Origin of the sequence: Proteus genomosp. 4 str. ATCC 51469, from assembly GCF_003144375.1 — a bacterium.
In the GTDB taxonomy this organism is placed as follows: Bacteria; Pseudomonadota; Gammaproteobacteria; order Enterobacterales; family Enterobacteriaceae; genus Proteus.
This window is the reverse complement of the sequence record NZ_PENV01000004.1, coordinates 1-21864: the sequence shown is the minus strand read 5'-3', so window position 1 is coordinate 21864 and position 21864 is coordinate 1. Positions and strand designations below refer to the sequence as shown.

The 21864-nt window shown below is 38.9% G+C and carries 21 protein-coding genes; 8 read left to right on the top strand and 13 right to left on the bottom strand.

The features are described from left to right. Nucleotides 1-19 precede the first annotated feature (19 nt). Nucleotides 20-307, bottom strand: a complete 288-nt coding sequence (locus DK866_RS05855; RefSeq protein WP_109408311.1) for a YcgL domain-containing protein — start codon at nt 305-307, stop codon at nt 20-22. Between the two features lie 133 nt (nt 308-440). Here DK866_RS05855 and minC point away from each other — a divergent pair, with 133 nt between their 5' ends. The 3 genes from minC to minE are packed head-to-tail and all read left to right on the top strand — an operon-like array spanning nt 441 to nt 2250. Then, on the top strand, nt 441-1142 hold the full coding sequence (gene minC / locus DK866_RS05850; RefSeq protein WP_109408106.1) for a septum site-determining protein MinC: 702 nt from the start codon (nt 441-443) through the stop codon (nt 1140-1142). A gap of 22 nt (nt 1143-1164) precedes the next feature. Continuing rightward, nucleotides 1165-1977 carry a septum site-determining protein MinD gene (gene minD / locus DK866_RS05845; RefSeq protein ID WP_109408105.1) on the top strand — a complete coding sequence of 271 codons (813 nt, stop codon included), beginning with the start codon at nt 1165-1167 and terminating at the stop codon, nt 1975-1977. Nucleotides 1978-1980: 3 nt separating this feature from the next. Then, nucleotides 1981-2250: a cell division topological specificity factor MinE gene (minE, locus tag DK866_RS05840; protein WP_023582089.1), complete on the top strand. Its 270-nt coding sequence runs from the start codon at nt 1981-1983 to the stop codon at nt 2248-2250. A 379-nt stretch (nt 2251-2629) separates the two neighbouring features. Here the strand turns inward: minE and rnd are convergent, their stop codons facing one another. The 5 genes from rnd to DK866_RS05815 all read right to left on the bottom strand — a co-directional run bounded on the left by rnd (nt 2630) and on the right by DK866_RS05815 (nt 9258). Then, the gene (gene rnd / locus DK866_RS05835; RefSeq protein ID WP_109408104.1) at nt 2630-3748 is read right to left on the bottom strand and encodes a ribonuclease D; all 1119 of its coding nucleotides are present in this window, start codon (nt 3746-3748) and stop codon (nt 2630-2632) included. A gap of 98 nt (nt 3749-3846) precedes the next feature. Further along, nucleotides 3847-5535, bottom strand: a complete 1689-nt coding sequence (gene fadD / locus DK866_RS05830; RefSeq protein WP_109408103.1) for a long-chain-fatty-acid--CoA ligase FadD — start codon at nt 5533-5535, stop codon at nt 3847-3849. A gap of 302 nt (nt 5536-5837) precedes the next feature. After that, a complete protein-coding gene (locus DK866_RS05825; protein WP_109408102.1) occupies nt 5838-6434 on the bottom strand; it encodes a Slp family lipoprotein in 597 nt (198 codons plus the stop codon). 86 nt (nt 6435-6520) lie between these two features. Further along, on the bottom strand, nt 6521-7222 hold the full coding sequence (gene tsaB / locus DK866_RS05820) for a tRNA (adenosine(37)-N6)-threonylcarbamoyltransferase complex dimerization subunit type 1 TsaB (RefSeq protein WP_109408101.1): 702 nt from the start codon (nt 7220-7222) through the stop codon (nt 6521-6523). A 92-nt stretch (nt 7223-7314) separates the two neighbouring features. Further along, a complete protein-coding gene (locus DK866_RS05815) occupies nt 7315-9258 on the bottom strand; it encodes an ATP-dependent DNA helicase (RefSeq protein WP_109408100.1) in 1944 nt (647 codons plus the stop codon). Between the two features lie 83 nt (nt 9259-9341). Here DK866_RS05815 and DK866_RS05810 point away from each other — a divergent pair, with 83 nt between their 5' ends. Beyond that, nucleotides 9342-9686, top strand: a complete 345-nt coding sequence (locus tag DK866_RS05810; protein ID WP_072068200.1) for a RidA family protein — start codon at nt 9342-9344, stop codon at nt 9684-9686. Nucleotides 9687-9754: 68 nt separating this feature from the next. On the opposite strand, the gene DK866_RS05805 is transcribed toward DK866_RS05810, so the two are convergent. From DK866_RS05805 to zwf, 4 genes are all read right to left on the bottom strand, one after another. Continuing rightward, entirely contained in the window at nt 9755-10729 is a 975-nt protein-coding gene (locus tag DK866_RS05805; RefSeq protein WP_109408099.1) for a lysozyme inhibitor LprI family protein, read from the bottom strand. Nucleotides 10730-10989: 260 nt separating this feature from the next. Beyond that, nucleotides 10990-11322 (bottom strand): multidrug/spermidine efflux SMR transporter subunit MdtI, encoded by a 333-nt coding sequence (gene mdtI / locus DK866_RS05800; RefSeq protein WP_006536614.1) that lies wholly within the window; start codon nt 11320-11322, stop codon nt 10990-10992. Nucleotides 11323-11324: 2 nt separating this feature from the next. Further along, the gene (gene mdtJ / locus DK866_RS05795) at nt 11325-11765 is read right to left on the bottom strand and encodes a multidrug/spermidine efflux SMR transporter subunit MdtJ (protein WP_072064011.1); all 441 of its coding nucleotides are present in this window, start codon (nt 11763-11765) and stop codon (nt 11325-11327) included. Nucleotides 11766-12341: 576 nt separating this feature from the next. Then, the gene (gene zwf / locus DK866_RS05790) at nt 12342-13817 is read right to left on the bottom strand and encodes a glucose-6-phosphate dehydrogenase (protein WP_109408098.1); all 1476 of its coding nucleotides are present in this window, start codon (nt 13815-13817) and stop codon (nt 12342-12344) included. A 351-nt stretch (nt 13818-14168) separates the two neighbouring features. Between zwf and DK866_RS05785 the strand changes: the two genes are divergently transcribed. Together DK866_RS05785 and pyk are read left to right on the top strand one after the other, a co-directional pair. Then, on the top strand, nt 14169-15011 hold the full coding sequence (locus DK866_RS05785) for a MurR/RpiR family transcriptional regulator (protein ID WP_109408097.1): 843 nt from the start codon (nt 14169-14171) through the stop codon (nt 15009-15011). A gap of 231 nt (nt 15012-15242) precedes the next feature. Further along, a complete protein-coding gene (pyk, locus tag DK866_RS05780) occupies nt 15243-16685 on the top strand; it encodes a pyruvate kinase (protein WP_109408096.1) in 1443 nt (480 codons plus the stop codon). Nucleotides 16686-16763: 78 nt separating this feature from the next. Here pyk and lpxM read toward each other — a convergent pair whose 3' ends face one another. The 3 genes from lpxM to znuA all read right to left on the bottom strand — a co-directional run bounded on the left by lpxM (nt 16764) and on the right by znuA (nt 20126). Further along, nucleotides 16764-17738 (bottom strand): lauroyl-Kdo(2)-lipid IV(A) myristoyltransferase, encoded by a 975-nt coding sequence (gene lpxM, locus DK866_RS05775; protein WP_109408095.1) that lies wholly within the window; start codon nt 17736-17738, stop codon nt 16764-16766. Nucleotides 17739-17843: 105 nt separating this feature from the next. Next, nucleotides 17844-19169 (bottom strand): murein DD-endopeptidase MepM, encoded by a 1326-nt coding sequence (mepM, locus tag DK866_RS05770; protein ID WP_109408094.1) that lies wholly within the window; start codon nt 19167-19169, stop codon nt 17844-17846. A gap of 12 nt (nt 19170-19181) precedes the next feature. Next, nucleotides 19182-20126, bottom strand: a complete 945-nt coding sequence (znuA, locus tag DK866_RS05765; protein ID WP_109408093.1) for a zinc ABC transporter substrate-binding protein ZnuA — start codon at nt 20124-20126, stop codon at nt 19182-19184. A 74-nt stretch (nt 20127-20200) separates the two neighbouring features. Between znuA and znuC the strand changes: the two genes are divergently transcribed. Next, on the top strand, nt 20201-20926 hold the full coding sequence (gene znuC, locus DK866_RS05760; protein WP_109408092.1) for a zinc ABC transporter ATP-binding protein ZnuC: 726 nt from the start codon (nt 20201-20203) through the stop codon (nt 20924-20926). Beyond that, nucleotides 20919-21704: a zinc ABC transporter permease subunit ZnuB gene (gene znuB / locus DK866_RS05755; protein ID WP_109408091.1), complete on the top strand. Its 786-nt coding sequence runs from the start codon at nt 20919-20921 to the stop codon at nt 21702-21704. Before znuC ends, znuB begins: the two co-directional genes overlap by 8 nt. The last annotated feature ends 160 nt before the right edge of the window (nt 21705-21864 follow it).

Here is a 21864-nt window from a genome sequence, read left to right as displayed (position 1 = left end):
CTCCTTTTATCTCGATGATTTATTCAGTTTTTTCTGATTTTTTTAATTCATCTAAATAAGCATTTAACATACTTTCGACAGGTGGTGGAACTTGTAAGTAAAAACCCTGCTCAACTAATGCTTTTTTAACTTTTTCAATGTCAGCATGCGCTAAACGCTGTCTATCCGCGAGATTGAGCAACATTGCAAATTGAGGTTCACCAAAACTTTGTAATAATTCGTCCGGAATTCGAGAAAAATCATCCTTTTTTTCGATGTATAAATAAGTTTGATCACGTTTGGTACTACGGTAAATTGCACAAATCATTTTCATTAAACTCTAATTATTAAAATAAGCGACTTGCCTGAATATTTTAGTAAATATAACATGCTTATATACTTTCGTAATATCGTCTCTGGTTTTTTGTGCCAGATTATAAAAAATTTACTGAGTCAGATAGATGTCAAACACGCCCATTGAGTTAAAAGGCAGTAATTTTACCCTTTCGGTACTTCATTTAAATGATGGAACACCGAAAGTTATTCGTCAGGCAATTTCAGAAAAAATTGCACAAGCGCCTCAATTTCTGAAAAACGCGCCTGTGGTTATCAATGTCTCTGCATTAGCAGGTGACAATATTGATTTTAAAAAACTGAGGCGAATTGTAGAAGATGCTGGCTTACGTGTCGTGGGAATTAGTGGTAGTTCAGACGCTCAACAGAAAGAAGCGATAATTGCCGCACAGTTACCTATCTTAAATGAGGGTAAAATAGCTAAGCCAACAACTCAGGCAAATAACGATAAAACGAATGAAGCACCTTCAGTTGTGCGTCAAAAAACAAAAATCATCCATACTCCTGTACGTTCAGGACAGCGCATTTATGCTCAAAATAGCGATTTAGTGGTTATTAGTAATGTGAGTGCAGGCGCTGAATTAATTGCTGATGGTAATGTTCATGTTTACGGCATATTGCGTGGACGTGTACTGGCCGGAGCATCGGGTGATCAAGAGAGCCATATTTTTTGTACACATCTGTCTGCTGAACTTGTTTCTATTGCTGGTCAATATTGGCTAAGCGACCAAATTCCTACGGACTTTGTTGGTAAGTCAGTACAACTGAGTCTGCAAGAGAATGAATTAACAATCGAGAACTTAATTTAGAGCATCGACAAGGAATCACTCCATGGCACGCATTATTGTTGTTACGTCAGGTAAAGGTGGGGTTGGTAAAACAACTTCCAGCGCGGCCATTTCTACCGGCCTCGCTCAAAAAGGTCATAAGACGGTTGTTATCGACTTTGATATTGGGTTACGTAATTTAGACCTTATCATGGGTTGTGAACGTAGGGTTGTTTATGATTTTGTTAATGTTATTCAGGGCGATGCATCTTTAAATCAAGCATTGATTAAAGATAAGCGTACAGAAAATTTGTTTATTCTCCCTGCATCACAAACAAGAGATAAAGACGCTCTCACCCGTGATGGTGTAGAACAAGTATTAGATGAACTCGATGAAATGGGTTTTGACTTTATTATTTGTGACTCTCCTGCGGGTATTGAAAGTGGCGCATTAATGGCCCTTTATTTCGCAGATGAAGCTATTATCACAACAAACCCTGAAGTATCATCTGTACGTGACTCCGACCGTATTTTAGGCATTCTTGCCTCTAAATCACGTCGTGCTGAACGTGGTGAAGATCCAATTAAAGAACATCTGCTATTAACTCGTTATAATCCTGGCCGCGTTAACCGTGGTGACATGTTAAGTATGGAAGATGTTCTTGAAATTCTATGCATTCCACTTTTGGGTGTTATTCCCGAAGATCAATCTGTTTTACGTTCATCTAACCAAGGTGAACCAGTTATTTTAGATAGCGAGTCTGATGCAGGTAAAGCTTATTCAGATACAGTAAATCGTTTGTTAGGTGAAGAACATCCATTCCGTTTTATTGAAGAAGAGAAAAAAGGCTTTCTGAAACGCCTTTTTGGGGGGTAAAAGATGGCTTTACTAGATTTTTTCCTGTCGCGTAAAAAGTCGACAGCTAATATTGCCAAGGAGCGTTTGCAAATTATCGTCGCTGAACGCCGCCGTGGTGATAGCGAGCCAGCTTATTTACCTGATATGAAAAGAGATTTATTAGGTGTTATCTGTAAGTATGTGCAGATAGATCCAGAGATGCTTTCTGTTCAATTTGAACAAAAAGGTGATGATATCTCTGTATTAGAGCTAAATGTGACCTTACCTGAAAGCGAAGAACCAACAAAGTAAATCATATTTTACGCTTTATATAAGCCATTACTCACAGAGCCAACCATGAACTATAATTAATTTGATTGGCTCTGTGTTTAATTATATACAAATTGAATTCACCTGAATGCGCAAATAGCGCTATATCTCGTTGCTATTTTAATCATTGGTGATAAGTCACAGGAGCCATTTTATTCCGCAATAACATTTACTTTTACTGTTTCTCTATTTAATGCATTCGTTACTCTCACCTATTCTTATAGGCGTTTTTTGTGCATAAAAAATAAGAGTCTCTAAAGAGACTCCCATTATTATTTACTGTTTACTTTGACTATTGCATCTATTTACTGTGCTACACATATCTGTTTCATATCAGATAGAAAATAAATGCTCAATAAAATTAAGGATATTGCGCCAGAATTTCAGATACTTTCTCTTCTAGTAATGCTTTACGCCAGCGTGAAATAAGTTCCGGTTTCCCTTCTTTTATTTTCCAATGAATACTCAATAATTGGTTAATCTGTCTTCTTGATGCCAATAGTTCGGGGTTATATCGTTCCCCTTCACTAATTTCTTGAATAACCGCCTTAATAGCTTTAAATGCTTTTTTATAGTTTGGCTGTTCAATAATATTGCTAATAGGTTCAGGGCAATCTTCATCTTTAATTTCTTTCGCCTTCGCAACAAAATCTAATAAGCGACGACCATGGCAGCGGATCTCTTGTCCAGAGAGTGACAATGCATCTAATTCTGCTAAAGAAGAAGGAAGATAACGAGCAACAGACCATAAATGCTCTTCTCTCACAACGAAGTTTAATGCCATATCACGAGCTTTAGCTTGATTTAAGCGCCATTGAGCAAGCATTTGTAAACAGGCTAACTGTTGGCCTTTTAATTGCCATGCATTGCTAATATCACGGTAGGCAAGCTCAGGTACTACAGTTTCTTGACGGCGTTCTGCTATCATTTCACATTCATCAGTTATCGCGTCCATATAACCAGCGTCTTGTGCTTCTGCAATAAGCTTTTTAGCGAGAGGGAGTAAATAGAAAACATCACCACTGGCATATTGGCACTGTTTTTCCGTTAAAGGACGAGCTAACCAGTCAGTGCGCGATTCACTTTTATCTAACGCGATATCTTCATATTTCTCAACTAACGTTGCAAATCCACAAGAAATCGGATAGCCCAAAAAGGCAGCAACTACTTGAGTATCAATCATTGGTGTGGGAACACAACCAAATTGGTGGGAAAATACTTCAAGATCTTCGCTCCCCGCATGGAGATATTTCATGATGTTTGGATCAGTTAATAATTCAACAAAGGGAGCCCAATTTGTTATTGCTAGGGGATCAATAAGAGAGATCTGTTTACCATCATACATCTGGATCAAACCAAGATGTGGGTAGTAGGTACGTATGCGGACAAACTCTGTATCTAATGCGATTTGTGAAGCTTGTGATGCAGCTTTACAAGCGGTTTCTAATGCAGTGTCTGTCGTAATCAATTGATAATTCAAAACAGGTTTCTCTTGTTTTTATGTCTAATGACTTTTTATGTAATGACAAAAACGCCGGTATAAACCGGCGAAATTGAAAAAGGTTATTGAGTGTTGTATCAAGATTCAGTTGAGGTTTTCAACTGTTTTTCTTCATTTCTTAACTCTCTGCGTAAAATTTTACCGACATTAGATTTTGGTAATTCATCACGAAACTCAATAATTTTAGGTACTTTATAACCAGTTAAATAGCGACGACAGTGTGTTTTTACCTCATCTTCCGTCAATGTAGGGTCTTTTTTCACAATAAAAATCTTAACTGTCTCACCTGAACTTTTACTCGGTACACCAATTGCCGCTGATTCTAATACTTTAGGGTGAGCCGTAACCACTTCTTCAACTTCATTGGGATAAACGTTGAATCCTGAGACTAAGATCATATCTTTTTTGCGGTCAATAATGCGAATAAAACCTTCGTCATCCATTGTTGCGATATCACCCGTTGCAACCCAACCATCGTGTAAAACCTCGTCAGTGGCATCAGGGCGGTTCCAATATCCTTTCATGACCTGAGGCCCACGAACCCACATTTCACCGCCTACAGTGCGGTCAACTTCGTTACCTTCATCATCGATAAACTTAACGTCAGTTGAAGGTACAGGTAATCCAATACTACCACTGTATTTTTTCAGATTATAAGGATTACCAGTGACCAGAGGAGAACATTCTGTCAGGCCATAACCTTCTAATAAATGTTTGCCTGTTAACTCTTCCCATTCTTTGGCGACACTGCTTTGCACTGGCATACCACCACCAACAGAAAGATTTAGTTTGGAGAAATCAAGTTGACGAAATTCAGGATTTTGCAACCAAGCGTTAAATAACGTGTTTACACCTGTAATAGCCGTGACAGGGTAACGCCCTAACTCTTTAATAGTACCTTTCACGTCACGTGGATTAGTGATCAGTAAGTTTTTTCCACCAACCTCAATAAATAGCAGACAGTTAACCGTTAAAGCAAAGACGTGATACAGCGGTAATGCCGTTACCACCAGCTCCTTACCTATATGTAATGCAGGTACATAAGCCGCTTTTGCTTGTTCAAGATTTGCCAACATATTGCGATGCGTTAGCATGGCACCTTTAGCAATACCTGTTGTTCCCCCTGTATATTGCAAGAAGGCTAAATCTCCTCCTGTAATTTCAGGTTTAATATATTGCATACGATAGCCAAAATGCATTGCTCTACGAAATGAAATGGCATCAGGTAAATTATATTTAGGCACTAATCGTTTGATATATTTAACAACAAAATCGACTAATGTTGCTTTAGGTCGGGATAGCTGATCACCCATCCGGGTTAAAATAACGTGTTTAATACTGGTATTAAATACGATTTTTTCGAGTGTATGTGCAAAGTTAGAGACTATGACAATGGCACTTGCACCACTATCATTTAATTGATGTTCAAGTTCTCTTGGTGTGTAAAGTGGATTTACGTTTACGACAACCATACCTGCACGAAGAATACCGAAAAGCGCGATAGGATACTGCAATAAATTAGGCATCATTAAGGCAACACGATCACCTTTTTTCAATCCTAAGCCATTTTGCAGGTATGCTGCAAAAGCACGGCTACGCTCTTCAAGTTTGCGATAAGTCATGACCTCGCCCATATTGATAAAGGCGGGTTGATCTGCGTAATTTGCGACAGCGTTTTCAAGCATCTCAGCAAGGGATGCGAAACGGTCCGGGTCAATTTCAGCCGGGACATCTGCCGGATAACGTTTAAGCCAGACTTTTTCCAAAGTAGTACTCCTGATTAATCGCACTTCTTGGGTTAATATTATGTTTCATTTTTAACAAAGTATTAACTCATCCTACCAGCACAAACAATTTTCTGTTGTGAAGATGCGAAGTGTGTCACTAAATATTTTATTTTTAGATTAACAAAAAAGAAGGCGGTCAAAACCGCCCTCTCTTTTATTTTTATTCAACTTTAATAACGCTATTAGATAGTTACCTAATATATTATAGATATCAATTATACACCGTTTCATCCAAATGGATGATGAAATATTATATCGTCATGTAATCACAAACCCAGTTTTTATTCTAAAATGGGTACGACCTGACCAGTTCCATATGGATATCCACCATAACCACCATATCCATGATGATAACCCCAATATGGACCATCACCATAATATCCCCATGTCATAACAGGCGCTGGCATAATCACTTGCTGTGTCAAAGTCCAACGTTTCATTCCTGTTACATCCATACGTAAAAATGGATAGCTTGCTTCTCCGACTTTCCCTGTTTCAACACCTTTAATCGTTCCAACTACCGTTACATATTGGTTTTTATAATCTGTGGGATCTAAGAAATGCATGACATTTGCATAGAGACGTCCAATAGACGGTTGTTGTAATTCAGGTGCCGCATCATATTGAGAAAGGGGCATAACGGCAATTTCTAGCTGTGTCGATGATTGAAGGTTTTTAACATCAATCACACGTCCGCCAAAACGACCTTCTTGACCTACATAAAGTTCAGGCGCTACAAAAATACCATTTAAATCAGTGACAGGCGTTGCTGATGTTCCTTTTATTGATTCAGGTATTGAGACACATCCCGCTAGAAACAAAGCACCAGATAAAAATAGCGCTTTGCTTACCAAACGGTAGTTTAATTGTCTTTTCATAAACCACCTCATTGCAAGTCATTATTGACGTCACTCTATAATACTATTATAGCTTTACTCTGTAATTTCTAATAGATACTCATAATCTATTCACGACCTGGTAGTTTTTTCCACGTAACTTCGTTACGTAAATAAACAGGTTCAGCCTCTTCCACTCTTGTGGCTTTTCCTTCATGCCAAGCAACAACGGCAAGCGGTAGCATATCTTGTGCTGCCGGCAATGTAATATCTGTTTCAACAACGGTAAAAGGTAATCCCTCTTTTAATTCTGAATAGGCTTGCCAACCCGTACCCGCCATTGCCCAAGTACCCGTGGTTGATTGTAAGGCTTCAACAAAGTGTTCAGGTTTCATCACTGCTTCTGTTTCTTCGCCTAACCAAATCCCTTCGTCATTACGTTGATATTGAGCACAATAAATTTCACCCATACGTGCATCTATTGCAACCAAAACCTGCTTGATCCCTGTTGTTCTGAATACACCTTCTGCCATGGTGGCAAGTGATGATATGCCAATCATGGGTAATTCAGCACCCAATGCGATACCTTGTGCAACACCGACGCCAATACGAACCCCAGTAAAACTACCTGGACCACGCCCAAAGGCAAGGACATCTAATGATTGCAATGTTAAGTTCGCTTCTTCTAAGGCGCTTTTGACCATAGGTAAAATCTTTTGTGTATGTTCACGAGGTGAGATTTCAAAACGTGAAGCAACAACGCCTTCATTCCAAACTGCAACTGAACAGGATTCTGTTGCAGTATCAATTGCTAAAATTCGCAGTGACACGCCATAACTCCGGCAAATTCGATAATTAAAAGAGAAAGAATAATATCATAATAGTGTTCAGCAGAATAAACACACATTCTGTGCGATCGCTATTATGAACCCGATATTTCTTGTATTTCATCATGCTGTGCGCGTTGACTCAAAAATTCCATCGTTTTCTCAAGCGAGCGTGTGCGTGGCGATGGAGGTAAACTGCTTAAAAAAACCTCACCATATGCACGAGAAACTAACCTATCATCACACACTATAATTGCGCCATAATCGTGTACATCACGAATTAAACGTCCAACACCTTGCTTTAAACTAATTACAGCATCAGGAATTTGCACATCTCGGAATGCATCACCACCTCGTAATTCACAATCTTCAATACGTGCTCTTAATAAAGGATCATCTGGTGCAGTAAAAGGTAATTTATCTATAATCACACAAGAAAGTGTATCTCCTCGAACATCCACACCTTCCCAAAAGCTTTGAGTTGCAACCAAAAGTGCATTCCCTGATGAGACAAACTTTTGCAGTAATTGTGTTTTACTCATTTCCCCTTGCATCAATACAGGTAATGGCAAACTGGCTTTAAACTCTTCAGCAAGCCCTCGCATCATGGCATGTGAAGTACAGAGGAAAAAACAGCGCCCCTGATTTTTTAATATGACCGGCGTTAGCATGGCGGCTAAACGTTTTGCCGTATAAGGCTGATTTAAAGGTGGCAAATAGCGCGGTACACAGAGTAATGTTTGATGTTGATAATCAAACGGGCTGTTTAAAATCAGTGTTGTCGCATTTTCTAAGCCCAATCTATCTGTGTAATAAGACATCTGCTCATTTACAGAAAGAGTTGCTGAGGTAAACACCCAACTACTTTTATGTGATTTGATTAATTCGCGAAATTTATCCGCAACAGAAAGTGGCGTAATAGCTAATAAGAAATGGCGACCATAACTTTCAAACCAATAGCTATAACCAGGAATTGTAGTATCAATCAGGCGTTTTAAGCGATTGCGGTAAACGGTGGCACGTTCAAAAGCACTATCAAGTAATTGGCTGCGCCCTAACGAGAGTTTCATTACGTCATAACTCAGTTCTAAGGCATCATCCAGTAACGTTAGAAAACGTTTTGTTTCACCACCTTGTAGCAGTTCACGTAAATTCCCTCGATAGCCTGTTTCACCTAATACTAAGCGAAAATCCATTACCATTTGCGTTAATCGATCGGCACTTTTTTGTAACTGAACTTGGTCTCTCACTTCTGTGCGATAAGCAACGGTCATATCTCTGGCGAGATCAAAAAGCTGTCTACTGGTAAGTTGTTGACCAAAATAGTGGCTGGCAATATCTGGTATTTGATGAGCTTCATCAAAGATCATAATTTCAGCCTCCGGAATTAGCTCACCAAACCCCGTATCTTTAACGACAGTATCCGCCATAAATAAATGGTGATTTACTACCACAACATCCGCATCCATTGCTTTTTTACGTGCGCTTAAAACATAGCACTCTTTGTAGCGAGGACAATCACTCCCTAAACAGTTATCGTTGGTGCTCGTAACTAAAGGCCAAACTCGGCTATCTTCAGCAACACTATGACAACGGCTAACATCACCATCTTCTGTCTGTGTTGACCATTGGCGTACATACATCACATCAGATAATACTTCTGCTTCCAGATCACCACCACTGAGCATTTGTTGATCGAGTCGCTCTAAACACAAATAATTTGAACGTCCTTTTAATAAGGCGGTGTTGCCATCATAATTAATTGCTTCAATGATTGTCGGTAAATCCCGACTATAGAGTTGATCTTGTAAGGCTTTAGAGCCTGTTGAAATAATGGTTTTTTTACCTGAACGCAAAGCAGGTACAAGGTATGCATAGGTTTTCCCTGTTCCCGTACCAGCTTCCGCAATAAGTACACCCTGCTTATCAATAATATCTGTTATTGATTTCGCCATTTGTCGTTGAGCTTCACGGGGATGAAATCCAGGAATAGTTCGGGTTAAAATCCCGTTTTCTGCAAAATCGTCTGACACAGGCATACTCTTTTTATAAAATAAGACGTAAATTATGCCAGTGGATAATCAAAAGTACCACCTATGCCGTTAATACAAAGGAGAACTCAATGACAATTAAACGTATCGACCCTGAAGATCGCTGGTCTGAAGCGGTTATTCATAATGACACTATTTATTACACCGCTGTACCAGAAAATTTATCGGGCGATATTATTGAACAGACAGCAGATACATTAGCGGCAATCGATGTCTTATTACAACGTGTAGGTTCTGATAAAACCCAAATTCTTGATGCGACAATCTTTTTAGCTGATAAAGCCGATTTTGAAGGGATGAATAAAGCATGGGATGCTTGGGTTGCTAAAGGTAGTGCGCCTGTACGTTGTACAGTGCAAGCACAATTAATGCATCCTGAGTATAAAGTCGAAATTAAAATTATTGCGGCAATGTAAATATATTTATAATAAGCACCTACTTTTATAGGTGCTTATTTTCTTTGATTTAACCTATTTTTATAATGTTATTTTAACTCAGGTATCCTATTTTTTATTGTCTCGGCATGACAGCGGTATATTTTGGCTAATTTTTCATCACTACCTTCGGATGTGACTTTTCCACAAATAAGATCTTTATTTTTTATCCACTGACGCTGACCTAATAATAAAGCTTTTCTTTGTTCACTACTTAAACTTTGCCATCTATTATTTAATTCAGCATCTGCTGTAAGAAAATCTTGTTTTGCTTGAGAAAGTGAAAGTTCTGGTGTTTCTTGTGCTTCTTGCAAAGCTTGTCTTTGACGACGAACTTCTTGTTGCTCTAACGCCTGTTGGCGTAGTGATTCTTGCTCTGCTTGTTGGTCTAATAATTGTTGTTGACGATTCAATTCTTGCTGTTGGCGAAGTTCTTCTTGTTTCTTTTGTAATTCTTGCTGTTGCTGTTGTTGCAATATTCTTTGCTGTTCTTTAATCGGTTTTATTATAGATAGAGTGGAAACAAAAGCAGCACCATTCGAAATACTATTTCTTGGCGCAATATTTACAAATACTGTTTTATTATCATCAGTTGGCTGAGCACTATAATCTATTCTCGCAGAGAAAGTATTCGCGTTTTGCTCTAATGATAAAGTTTCAAGAGTTTTATCAAGGTTACTATTGAATTCAGTACGATAATAATCATGTAATATTTCATAATTATTTGCAGGTATGGTCATTGACACCATTGCAGAACATGACTTCATCGTACTATTAGGATCGTTCGCTTTAGTCATTATTTCAGACACATTAAAACTAATCTCTTCTAATGTTGCTCGTTTTAATTGATTTGTGACATCAGAGTAATTACTTGTTTGTCGAGAAATTTCTTCTAGTGTTGTTTTTTTTAAAGCATCTTTAAAAGCAGATTGTGTTAATTCTGAAGAACAACCAATAGGTTCTGTTTTTTCACCACAAGCTGTTAATAATAAAGGAAAGCATAGAGCGATATATTTCATTTTCATTGTCATTTTCCGATAATCTCAAGCAATCACATTTTAAAGTAAAAATAGTTAAATATATTTTATATTAAATATATTTAATTTCACTTTATTTAACTGATATCAGAAACACAATTTTGACTCAAAAAATAGAACAATAATATTTTAGGTATAAAAATAAAGGGCTGAGTTCAGAAAAACTCAGCCCTTGGTTGTTTTCTAATTTTACTGTGATATTAATTTTATTGCTCTTACCTATTCATTACTCATTGCATTAAGTAGATTTAGGCAAATTTAATCATTACCATACCAACCAGTAATAATATAATTCCACCCCATCCTTTATAATTGAGTCTCTGATTAAATAAAATCCAACCGGCAGCGATAGTAGCAATAATGCCGAATGCTCCCCAAAGTGCATAAGCAACTGAAAGTTCTATCCCTTTCACTGCCATTGCCAGCGCACTAAAGGCCCCTAACACACAAACCAGTGATAATATTCCTAATCCCATTCGGCTAAAGCCGTTAGACATTTTTAAGAATATATTCGCAACAATCTCAAGCACTACGGCAAGTATTAGGAATGCACCATGCCACCATTCAAATTGAGCTAACATAATTAAGCCTCCTTGATATTGGCAGGAATTGGCTTATTCGCTCCTTTTACGGCACTTGCAACGTGCTTGGCTTTACCCGCGATACTTTTTACCGAATCAGTTGTTTTCTTAGCAACAGTTGATTTTTTAGTACCTGATTTGATAAGCGTGATCCCTGCAATTAACATCGCTAGACCACCTAACTTTAATGGTGACAGCGATTCACCAAACCACAGAACGCTGAATGTCGTAATAATGACAATTCCAATACCTTCCCATAGTGCATACGCTACACCTAATGCCACTTTCTTAACGGCTATGGCTAAAAAGATATAGGAAGTGGCAATCATTAACCACATCACTATCATACCGGTGTAACCACCGCTTACACTGGCGTACTTCATTGATAAAGTACCAATAACTTCACAAACGATAGCTAATGCTAAAAATATCCAATAAATCATTTTTTCATCTCTCATACACATTTGAAATACGCCGAAACGTTTCTTGCGCAGGAAGATAGAGAATATGTAGATAGTCTTTCTGGCGGCAATAAAAGCCGAACGTTAAGGCAACGTCATTTCCTGATTGCGTCAGGAATTAAGATGAGAGATTTCTATAATGCGCCACACCAGTAGTGTTCGCTGGATAAAATAGCAGAAAGGAATAACTTATAGGTAGAACGTTTAACTTTGACGCTTTTGGCGCTAGTCATGATTATTTATTCTTTCATCGCACAGACCATCCGCACGATATACTCCGAACCCTCATATAAGATGGTTAAATGTTACATGATATTTCTATCACGCCGAATTATTTAAAGCAATGCCTTTTTGCAAAATATTTTTGTTAATTGATTGGTTTTATTTAAGTTTTAGTTTCTAACCAAAATCAGATTGCATAGTTAATCAGTGTTTTTACGATCCTTCAGTAGTTTTATTCATCTAAATTGCTGTAATTATGCTTAAAGGTATTTAACTGATACAAAAACACCCAGCATAACTGGGTGTTTTTTCTTTAGAATAGATAATCAAAATCAATTATTCAATTTCATTCCAAGAGCGGCCATCGCGGGTGATCATGGCAACAGATGCCACTGGTCCCCAAGTGCCCGCTTGATATGGCTTAGGTAGCTCATTATCGCATTCCCATGCGTTAATGATTGAATCAACCCATTTCCATGCTTCTTCTACTTCGTCTCGACGAACGAACAATGCTTGAATACCACGCATTGCTTCTAACAATAAACGCTCGTAAGCATCAGCTAAATGCGTTTGATTGAATGTTTCAGAAAAGCTCAAGTCCAGTTTCGTAGTTTGTAAACGATGTTTATGATCAAGACCCGGAGCCTTATTCAACACCTCAATATCAATACCTTCATCTGGCTGTAAACGAATAGTCAGTTTGTTTTGTGGTAACTCTTGATAAGTCTCACTAAAAATATTCAGTGCAGGTTTTTTAAAATAAACCACAACTTCTGAACATTTACTTGGTAGACGTTTGCCTGTTCTTAGATAGAACGGAACCCCTGCCCAGCGCCAGTTATCAATATCAGCACGGATAGCCACAAAGGTTTCTGTATGGCTGGTTTTATTTGCCCCATCTTCATCAAGATAACCTGGTACTTTCTTACCTTGTACAAAACCACCCGTATATTGCCCACGAACCGTTTTCTCACGAATATTAGTATTATCAATACGACGTAATGAACGTAAGACTTTCACTTTTTCTTGACGAATACTATCAGCAGTTAAATCAGCTGGCGGTGACATTGCGATCATCGTTAGGATCTGCAATAAATGGTTTTGCACCATATCACGCATTTGACCCGCTTGATCGAAATATCCCCAACGCCCTTCAATACCCACTTCTTCTGCAACAGTAATTTGGACATGATCAATCGTTTTATTGTCCCAGTTGTTAACAAATAATGAGTTTGCAAAGCGCAGTGCTAATAGATTTAAAACTGTTTCTTTACCTAAATAGTGGTCGATACGATAAATTTGGCTCTCTTTAAAGTATTTCGCCACACTATCATTAATAGAAACAGAAGACGCTAAGTCTGTGCCCAATGGTTTTTCCATCACAACACGGTTTGGCTCTTTATTAAGTTTTGCATGGCCTAAACCTTTACACATTGCACTAAAGGTACTTGGTGGCATTGCAAAGTAATAAATAGCCGGTAATTTGTCTTGTTTGAGGTGCTTTGATAGCTCAATGAAATGGTCTGTTTCATTGACATCAAGATTACAAAAATCTAAGCGATCACTTAAACGCTGCCAAATTTCAGGATTAATTTCTTCTTTTAAAAAGGTTTTTAATGCTTCATGGGCAACATTTTTATATGTCTCAGCATCCCAATCAGCACGACCTACACCAATAATGCGAGAGTCAGGGTGAATATATCCTGCTTTTTCCAATTGATATAATGATGGAATAAGCTTACGGCGTGCTAGATCCCCTTTCGTACCGAAGATAACCAGATCACAGGCCTGAGCAGTCGATATCGCTGCCATAGTACGTCTCCTCATGATGAGATTTTGTAATTTTGTTACAGAATTTTGTATTAATGTACTCTTTTGGGTGTATTCAGTAAATACGCTCGCACATTTTAGTCTCTAACTTACCATATATATTGTAACGCTTCATTTTATGTCTAGTGTTTTATCCTTTCTTGTAACTTTACAACAGTTTTGTTTCTGGTTTTCAGCTTTGAAAGTTAGACACACGTCATACTTTAACGAAAAAAGCCCTGTTTACCGATGGTTTACACTGCAAACCTTGTTCTTTGCGTAGTATATTTTCATAAAACCGTTATAGATTTCTCCTTTTATTGAAATTGGCAAAGCCAAGGATCTGTATATTTAATGAATATATTGGAAAGGGTTCAGTCTAATCTGGACATCTTGAGCAAATCAGAAAAAAAAGTTGCAGAAGCTGTTTTAACTGCACCACAAACTGTTATCCATTCTAGTATTGCCTTAATGGCTAAAACGGCTGATGTCAGCGAACCCACGGTTAATCGTTTTTGCCGTCGCATGGCAACCAAGGGATTTCCTGATTTTAAATTACAATTAGCACAAAGCATTGCCAATGGCACACCTTATGTAAATCGTAATATTGATGATTCTGATACAGTATCTTCTTATACCAATAAAATTTTTGAATCCGCCATGGCGGGACTTGAGAACGTTAAAAATAATATTGATATCGCCGCAATCAATCGTGCTGTTGATATTTTGACGCAAGCTAAGAAAATCTCTTTTTTTGGCTTAGGCGCATCAGCCGCTGTGGCTCACGATGCCATGAATAAGTTTTCTCGTTTTAATATTCCTGTCACTTACTTTGATGACGTTGTTATGCAACGTATGAGTTGTATCAATAGCACTGATGGTGATGTTGTCGTGGTTATCTCCCATACGGGACGGACTAAAAATCTCGTGGAAATAGCTAAAATTGCGCGTGAAAATGATGCCGCAGTAATTGCTATTACAACACCCGGCTCACTTTTAGCCTCTGAAGCCACCCTCCCTATTTTACTTGATGTGCCTGAAGATACTGATATCTACATGCCAATGATCTCCCGCCTTGCACAACTCACTATTATTGATGTTCTCGCGACAGGATTTATTTTACGTCGAGGACCAAAATTCAGAGATAACTTGAAGCGCGTCAAAGAAGCTTTACGTGATTCACGGTTTGATAAGTAACCGTTTTTAATTATTCTGTTAGTATTGTCACACTTCCTATTGTGCCCCTGACTAGATAACTTTTTGAAAACTGGTAGCATATCTGCGAGCTAACTCTCGCATATAATGAAAACAGTAGTGTATGTTGCAATTAGCTTGATGCGTTTCACTTAACATATTGGATAAAATATTGTCTAATTTCTGTTTTATCCAATAGCCAACACCTTTCGTTCAAGGTCAACGGAGTAATACATGTCCAGACGGCTCAGAAGAACAAAAATTGTTACCACCTTAGGCCCAGCAACAGATCGTGATAATAACTTAGAAAAAATTATTATTGCTGGTGCAAATGTTGTTCGATTAAATTTCTCTCATGGTTCTGCGGAAGATCATCTTGCTCGTGCTAATCGTACGCGTGAAATTGCAGCAAGACTTGGTCGCCATGTTGCTATTCTTGGGGATTTACAAGGCCCCAAAATCCGTGTTTCTACATTTAAAGACGGAAAAGTTTTCCTGAATGTCGGTGATAAATTCTTGCTTGATGCCGCCCTTGAAAAAGGCGAAGGCAATCAAAATCAAGTCGGCATTGACTATAAAGGCCTACCTGCCGATGTAGTTCCTGGTGATATTCTACTGCTCGATGATGGTCGCGTTCAGTTAAAAGTTCTCAAAGTTGATGGACTAAAAGTCTTTACTGAAGTCACTGTGGGTGGTCCTTTATCTAATAATAAAGGAATTAACAAGCTCGGTGGCGGTCTTTCCGCAGATGCATTAACAGAAAAAGATAAACAAGATATTATTACGGCAGCTAAAATTGGTGTCGATTACCTTGCTGTTTCATTTCCAAGAACAGGTGAAGATCTTCACCTCGCTCGGCGTTTAGCTCGTGATGCAGGTTGTGAATGCCAAATTGTATCTAAAGTAGAGCGCGCTGAAGCAGTAGCTAATGATGAAATTATCGATGAAATCATTATGGCATCAGATGTTGTGATGGTAGCTCGTGGTGATTTAGGCGTTGAAATTGGCGATCCTGAACTTGTTGGTGTACAGAAAAAATTAATTCGTCGTGCTCGTCAGCTTAATCGTGTTGTTATCACTGCTACTCAAATGATGGAGTCAATGATAACAAATCCAATGCCAACACGAGCAGAAGTTATGGACGTTGCTAATGCCGTGTTAGATGGTACTGATGCTGTTATGCTTTCTGCAGAAACTGCAGCAGGACAATACCCAGCAGAAACCGTCGCTTCAATGGCACAAGTCTGTTTAGGGGCTGAAAAAATGCCTGCGGCTAATGTTTCTAAGCATCGATTAGATATGGTGTTTGATACTGTGGAAGAAGCCATTGCGATGTCCACCATGTATGCTGCTAACCATATGAAAGGCGTTAATGCGATTATTGCGATGACAGAATCAGGTCGTACCGCGCGCATGATGTCTCGTATCAGTACTGGTTTACCTATTTTCTCAATGTCTCGCCATGAGAAAACACTAAACCAAACGGCACTTTATCGTGGTGTGACACCAGTTTATTGTAGTACGCATACTGATGGTATTGCTGCAGCTAACGAAGCAATTGCTCGTTTACGTGATAAAGGTTTCTTAGTTTCTGGTGATTTAGTGTTAGTCACTCAAGGTGACCTTATGGGTACAATCGGTAGCACTAATACATGCCGTATTTTGACGGTTGAATAATACCAAGCTATAAATCTTAACAGTAAAACGGGCACTTAATTAAGTGCCCGTTTTATTTACTTCTTTTTCGTGCAAGAACTAGTCCAAAATATTTTCACGAGCGTAAGGCTCTATTTCGCCCTCTTTGCGTGTCTTCAATAATTTTAATATCCACGTATATTGCTCAGGTGTCGGTGTCACTAGTGCTTCTAACTCTTCATTCATTCTGCGTGCAATGTACGCATCATCTTTATCTTCAATATCATCCATTGGTTCACGAATAATAATGTGAAGCTGATGTGTTTTATGACAATACACTGGGAACAACGGCACAATAGCTGCTCGGCATACTTTCATTAATCGCCCAATCGCAGGCAATGTCGCCTTATAGGTACCGAAAAAATCCACAAATTGGCTATGCTCTGCACCATGATCTTGATCTGGTAGATAATAGCCCCAGTAACCTTGCCGCACAGAAGAAATAAAAGGCTTAATACCTGCTTCGCGGGAATGTAATCGCCCATCAAAATGGTGGCGTGCTTTATTCCATAAATAATCAGCCACGGGATCTTTTTGGTGATGAAACATCGCCGCCATTTGCTGACCTTTGGCGGCTAATAACATGGCAGGGATATCAACCGCCCAACCATGTGGCACCATAAAAATGACATTACGGCCTTGCTCTTTAAAACGTTCGATGATCTCTAAGCCTTGCCAGCTTGTTCGTTTTAATATGTGCTCAGGCCCTCTTAAACAAAGCTCTGCTAGCATCACAAAGGATTGGGGAGCCGTTTCAAACATACTATCAAGAACTGTTTCACGTTGTGTTTTATCCCATTTTGGAAAACAGTATCTCAAATTGATATCTGCACGACGTCTTGCGCTTTTCGCTTTACGCCCAACAAAACGACCAATAGAAGCAAGAAATGGATCACGCCATTTTACTGGCATATAAGCCAATGCACTTAAAACACCAGCACCTATCCAAGTTCCCCAGTGACGAGGATGTAAATATGCACGGTGAAAAGTAGGCACATAACCCGCTTTGCTATCTGTATCTTTTTCTTTATTCATCAGATAACTCTCTGAACTGACACCCCTAATAGGCGTAAAAAACGTTAAAACAAAAACGGATGATATCAATCATCCGCTTTTATGTCTTTAAAATCGTGTTTATTGTCAATCGGCTAGCACTAATTGAGGCTTAATCTCTTTGACTTTCGCTAGATATTCTTGCTTGTCTTTGCCTGTTAAACCATCAGCACGAGGTAATGTTGCTGTTAATGGATTTACTGCTTGTTGGTTGATCCACAGTTCATAGTGTAAATGAGGCCCTGTAGAACGCCCTGTATTACCTGATAACGCAATTCTATCGCCACGTTTAACACGTTGGCCAGGTTTTACTAATAATTGACGTAAATGCATATAACGCGTGGTGTATTGGCTACCATGGCGAATAGCAATAAAGTTACCTGCAGCACCGCTATATTTTGCCACAATCACTTCGCCATCTCCTGTTGCTAATACTGGTGTACCTACTGGCATAGCAAAATCGACACCTTTATGAGCAGCTAAACGTCCTGTAACAGGGTTAATACGACGAGGATTAAATTGAGAAGACACTCTAAATTGCTTGACCGTTGGGAAACGCATAAAACCACGTTCTAATCCGCCTGCTTGGCTATCGTAAAAACGGCCATCTTCAGCAAGAAACGCATAATAATCTTTACCTGCACTACGTAAACGGACACCAATTAGCTCACTTTGTTCAGTGCGCCCATCAAGCACTTCACGAGAAAACAGTGCCGCAAATTGGTCACCACTTTGTAATTTTTTAAAGTCTACTTGCCACTGTAATGCTTTAGTAACAGCACGAGCTTCAGCGTTAGTTAAACCGGCATTTGTTGCACTAACAGAAAAACTGCCTCGAATAACACCTGTCGTTACGCTATTTTTCCATTCCCCTTTTTGAAACTCTTTTGTTTCTTTAAAACCCGTTTCTGTACGGGTATAAACGCGAGTTTCACGACGAGAAACACCCCAGCTTAATTCTTGCAGTAACCCATTATCATCAAGTTCCCAGCTAATTGGTTGCCCAATCTTAAGATTTCTGAGATCTTTATTTTGATTAGAGATAGTCGCGATATCAGCAGAATCAATACCAAACTGAGTCAGTATTGAACTCAATGAATCCCCACTAGACACAATATAAGTATGAGGAACTTGTGCGACTGTTGTACTTGTATCTGTGCCGTCATCTGCACCAACTAAGCCTTCGTCTGTAAGTTGATCGCTACTATCAGTGATGATGTCATCGGTATTTTCGCCTTGATTAGCGAGAGGCATTTGAATACTGACAGGGACTTCTCGGCTTTGTTCATTTTGAAGAACCACTGGCCGCCAAATCGCGACAGCCAATGTTGCTGCAGTTAACGAACCAAGCATGATTTTATGTGGGAGTGGTAAACTTAAATATACCTGTGCAATGGATTTCTTCTGCTGCACGCTCTTAATTCCTTATTGTGTTTCATTCAGGCAGCTCGCATATTGGTTAGCTAGTTGGGTAAGGAATTTCACATAGCTCTCTTGAGTTAGAGCAATCCCACTTCCTAGGGGGTCTAATACACCCATTTTAACCCCAGTGCCTTTCGCCACTGTTTCTATTACTGTCGGCCTAAATTGTGGCTCAGCAAAAATGCAGGTTGCTTTTTGCTCAACCAACTGTGTTCGTATTTGATGTAATTTCTGCGCACCTGGCTGTATTTCAGGGTTGATAGTAAAATGACCTAATGGCTTTAAATTATAATGTTTTTCGAAGTAGCCATAAGCATCATGAAAGACAAAATAACCCTTATTTCTAACAGGCGACAGAATATTAACAAGATTCTTATCAGTTTGCTTGAGTTGTTCGCTGAATTTACCTAGGTTTACGTCCAGAAGTTCTTTTTTATCTGGATAAAGTGCAATTAACCTTTCATGGATCTGTTTTGCAGACGACAACGCAATCTCTGGTGATAACCAGATGTGCATATTATAATCACCGTGAGAATGATGTTCGTGATTTTCCTCATGTTTATGCACATTGTCATCATCATCTTTCAATAAAAGCGACTTTATTTCGTCAGTTTCCGCTAAAGCCAACTTATGATTGTCTGTAAGTCTGTTTAATGGCCTATCTAAAAACACTTCCATATCAGGCCCAACCCATACCATTAGGTCTGCAGAAGTAATTTTTTTCAAATCAGAGGGTTTTAACGCGTAATCATGTGGAGATGCACCATCTGGTAATAAAACTTCCGTTGGGGTCACTCCGTCAGCAATAGCGGCAGCAATAAACCCGATAGGTCGTATAGAAGTCACCACATCGGCCTGAACAGAAGCGCTGAATGAACCTATCATCGCTGTCGCTAAAAATGATTTCAATAAAAAACGATGCGCAAATTTGTTGTTTTTATGTAACATAGGAAGAATTCTCGTGAATCATCATTGGAAATGTTATATTATAACGTTTCAATGATTCTGCAAGTGCTAATTTTATGTCTGACTTGATTTGTTTAAAATCGGTTTCTGTTTCTTTTGGTGAAAGAGAAATTTTAAAAGATATCTCTTTTGATTTAAAAGCAGGCCGTATTCTTACTTTACTTGGCCCTAATGGTGCGGGTAAATCCACGGTTATCCGTTTAGTTCTTGGATTATTAAATCCAACCTCAGGAAAAGTAGAACGCCATAATACGTTACGTATTGGTTATGTTCCTCAAAAGCTTTATCTTGACCCTACAATGCCATTGACAGTTAAGCGCTTTATGACGCTAAAACCCGGTGTACAAGATAAAGATATTCTCCCTGCCCTTGAGCGTGTTAATGCGGCTAAATTAATCAATCAACCCATGCAAAAACTGTCTGGTGGTGAATCTCAGCGCGTGTTATTAGCAAGAGCCTTGCTTAATCAACCTCAACTTTTAGTCCTAGATGAACCGACTCAAGGTGTTGATGTTAATGGGCAACTGGCCCTTTATGATTTAATTAATCAACTTCGTAATGAATTAGGTTGCGCTATTTTGATGGTTTCTCATGATCTTCATTTAGTCATGGCAAAAACAGATGAAGTGCTCTGTTTAAATGGTCATATTTGCTGTTCAGGCACACCAGATGTTGTTTCATCTCACCCAGAATTTATTGCTATGTTTGGTAGTCGTGGTGCTGAACAACTAGGTATTTATCGTCATCATCACCAGCATAGTAAGGAGTGCCGTCATGATTGAGTTGCTGTTACCGGGTTGGATTGCCGGTATGCTCTTAGCAATGGCGGCAGGCCCTCTGGGCTCTTTTGTCGTTTGGCGTCGTATGTCTTATTTTGGTGATACCTTAGCTCATGCTTCACTACTTGGTGTTGCTTTTGGTTTGCTATTTAATATTGAGCCTTTTTATGCCGTTATTGCCGTCACACTTCTTTTAGCTATTTTATTAGTATGGTTAGAATTAAAACCGCAACTTTCTGTTGATACTCTTTTAGGGATCATGGCACACAGTGCGCTTTCCTTAGGGCTTGTGGTTGTTAGTTTAATGTCCAATGTACGCGTTGATTTAATGGCTTACCTATTTGGTGATTTACTTTCTGTAAACTATCAAGACGTTATCAGTATCTTTATTGGCGTTGTGATTGTTTTATTTGTGATTATCCGTTCATGGCGTCCATTGCTTTCTATGACTATTAATCAAGATATGGCCTTTGTTGATGGCGTAAATATTCAGAGAGAACGCTTAAAACTAATGATGATCACCGCACTAACCATTGGTTTAGCCATGAAGTTTGTTGGAGCATTAATTATCACCTCACTGCTCATTATCCCTGCCGCAACGGCGCGTCGTTTTGCTCGTTCACCAGAACAAATGGCTGTGATCGCAATCGCTGTTGGTATGCTGGCAATTACTGGCGGTTTAACTTTCTCTGCTTTCTATGACACTCCTGCAGGCCCTTCTGTTGTTTTAGCAGCGAGTTGCCTATTTATCTTGAGTTTATTTACCCCCACTAAGCAATAATCATTTCCAACTCTCTAGATAAACAAAACCCCAATAACACGTGAACTGCACCCCAAAAGTTGGACACCAACTTTGGGGTGTTTTTCTATGGCTAAATATTCTCTTGATTTTAAACTAAATGTGATTAATTTTTATCTCGAAGGTAATGGTTTTCTATCAA

What these genes read in the sequence shown, in the direction of transcription:
- DK866_RS05855 (WP_109408311.1), bottom strand. Translation starts at nt 307, where the DNA reads ATGATTTGTGCAATTTACCGTAGTACCAAACGTGATCAAACTTATTTA.
- minC (WP_109408106.1), top strand. Translation starts at nt 441, where the DNA reads ATGTCAAACACGCCCATTGAGTTAAAAGGCAGTAATTTTACCCTTTCG.
- minD (WP_109408105.1), top strand. Translation starts at nt 1,165, where the DNA reads ATGGCACGCATTATTGTTGTTACGTCAGGTAAAGGTGGGGTTGGTAAA.
- minE (WP_023582089.1), top strand. Translation starts at nt 1,981, where the DNA reads ATGGCTTTACTAGATTTTTTCCTGTCGCGTAAAAAGTCGACAGCTAAT.
- DK866_RS05825 (WP_109408102.1), bottom strand. Translation starts at nt 6,434, where the DNA reads ATGAAAAGACAATTAAACTACCGTTTGGTAAGCAAAGCGCTATTTTTA.
- DK866_RS05815 (WP_109408100.1), bottom strand. Translation starts at nt 9,258, where the DNA reads ATGCCTGTGTCAGACGATTTTGCAGAAAACGGGATTTTAACCCGAACT.
- DK866_RS05810 (WP_072068200.1), top strand. Translation starts at nt 9,342, where the DNA reads ATGACAATTAAACGTATCGACCCTGAAGATCGCTGGTCTGAAGCGGTT.
- DK866_RS05805 (WP_109408099.1), bottom strand. Translation starts at nt 10,729, where the DNA reads ATGAAAATGAAATATATCGCTCTATGCTTTCCTTTATTATTAACAGCT.
- mdtI (WP_006536614.1), bottom strand. Translation starts at nt 11,322, where the DNA reads ATGTTAGCTCAATTTGAATGGTGGCATGGTGCATTCCTAATACTTGCC.
- mdtJ (WP_072064011.1), bottom strand. Translation starts at nt 11,765, where the DNA reads ATGATTTATTGGATATTTTTAGCATTAGCTATCGTTTGTGAAGTTATT.
- zwf (WP_109408098.1), bottom strand. Translation starts at nt 13,817, where the DNA reads ATGGCAGCGATATCGACTGCTCAGGCCTGTGATCTGGTTATCTTCGGT.
- DK866_RS05785 (WP_109408097.1), top strand. Translation starts at nt 14,169, where the DNA reads ATGAATATATTGGAAAGGGTTCAGTCTAATCTGGACATCTTGAGCAAA.
- pyk (WP_109408096.1), top strand. Translation starts at nt 15,243, where the DNA reads ATGTCCAGACGGCTCAGAAGAACAAAAATTGTTACCACCTTAGGCCCA.
- lpxM (WP_109408095.1), bottom strand. Translation starts at nt 17,738, where the DNA reads ATGAATAAAGAAAAAGATACAGATAGCAAAGCGGGTTATGTGCCTACT.
- znuA (WP_109408093.1), bottom strand. Translation starts at nt 20,126, where the DNA reads ATGTTACATAAAAACAACAAATTTGCGCATCGTTTTTTATTGAAATCA.
- znuC (WP_109408092.1), top strand. Translation starts at nt 20,201, where the DNA reads ATGTCTGACTTGATTTGTTTAAAATCGGTTTCTGTTTCTTTTGGTGAA.
- znuB (WP_109408091.1), top strand. Translation starts at nt 20,919, where the DNA reads ATGATTGAGTTGCTGTTACCGGGTTGGATTGCCGGTATGCTCTTAGCA.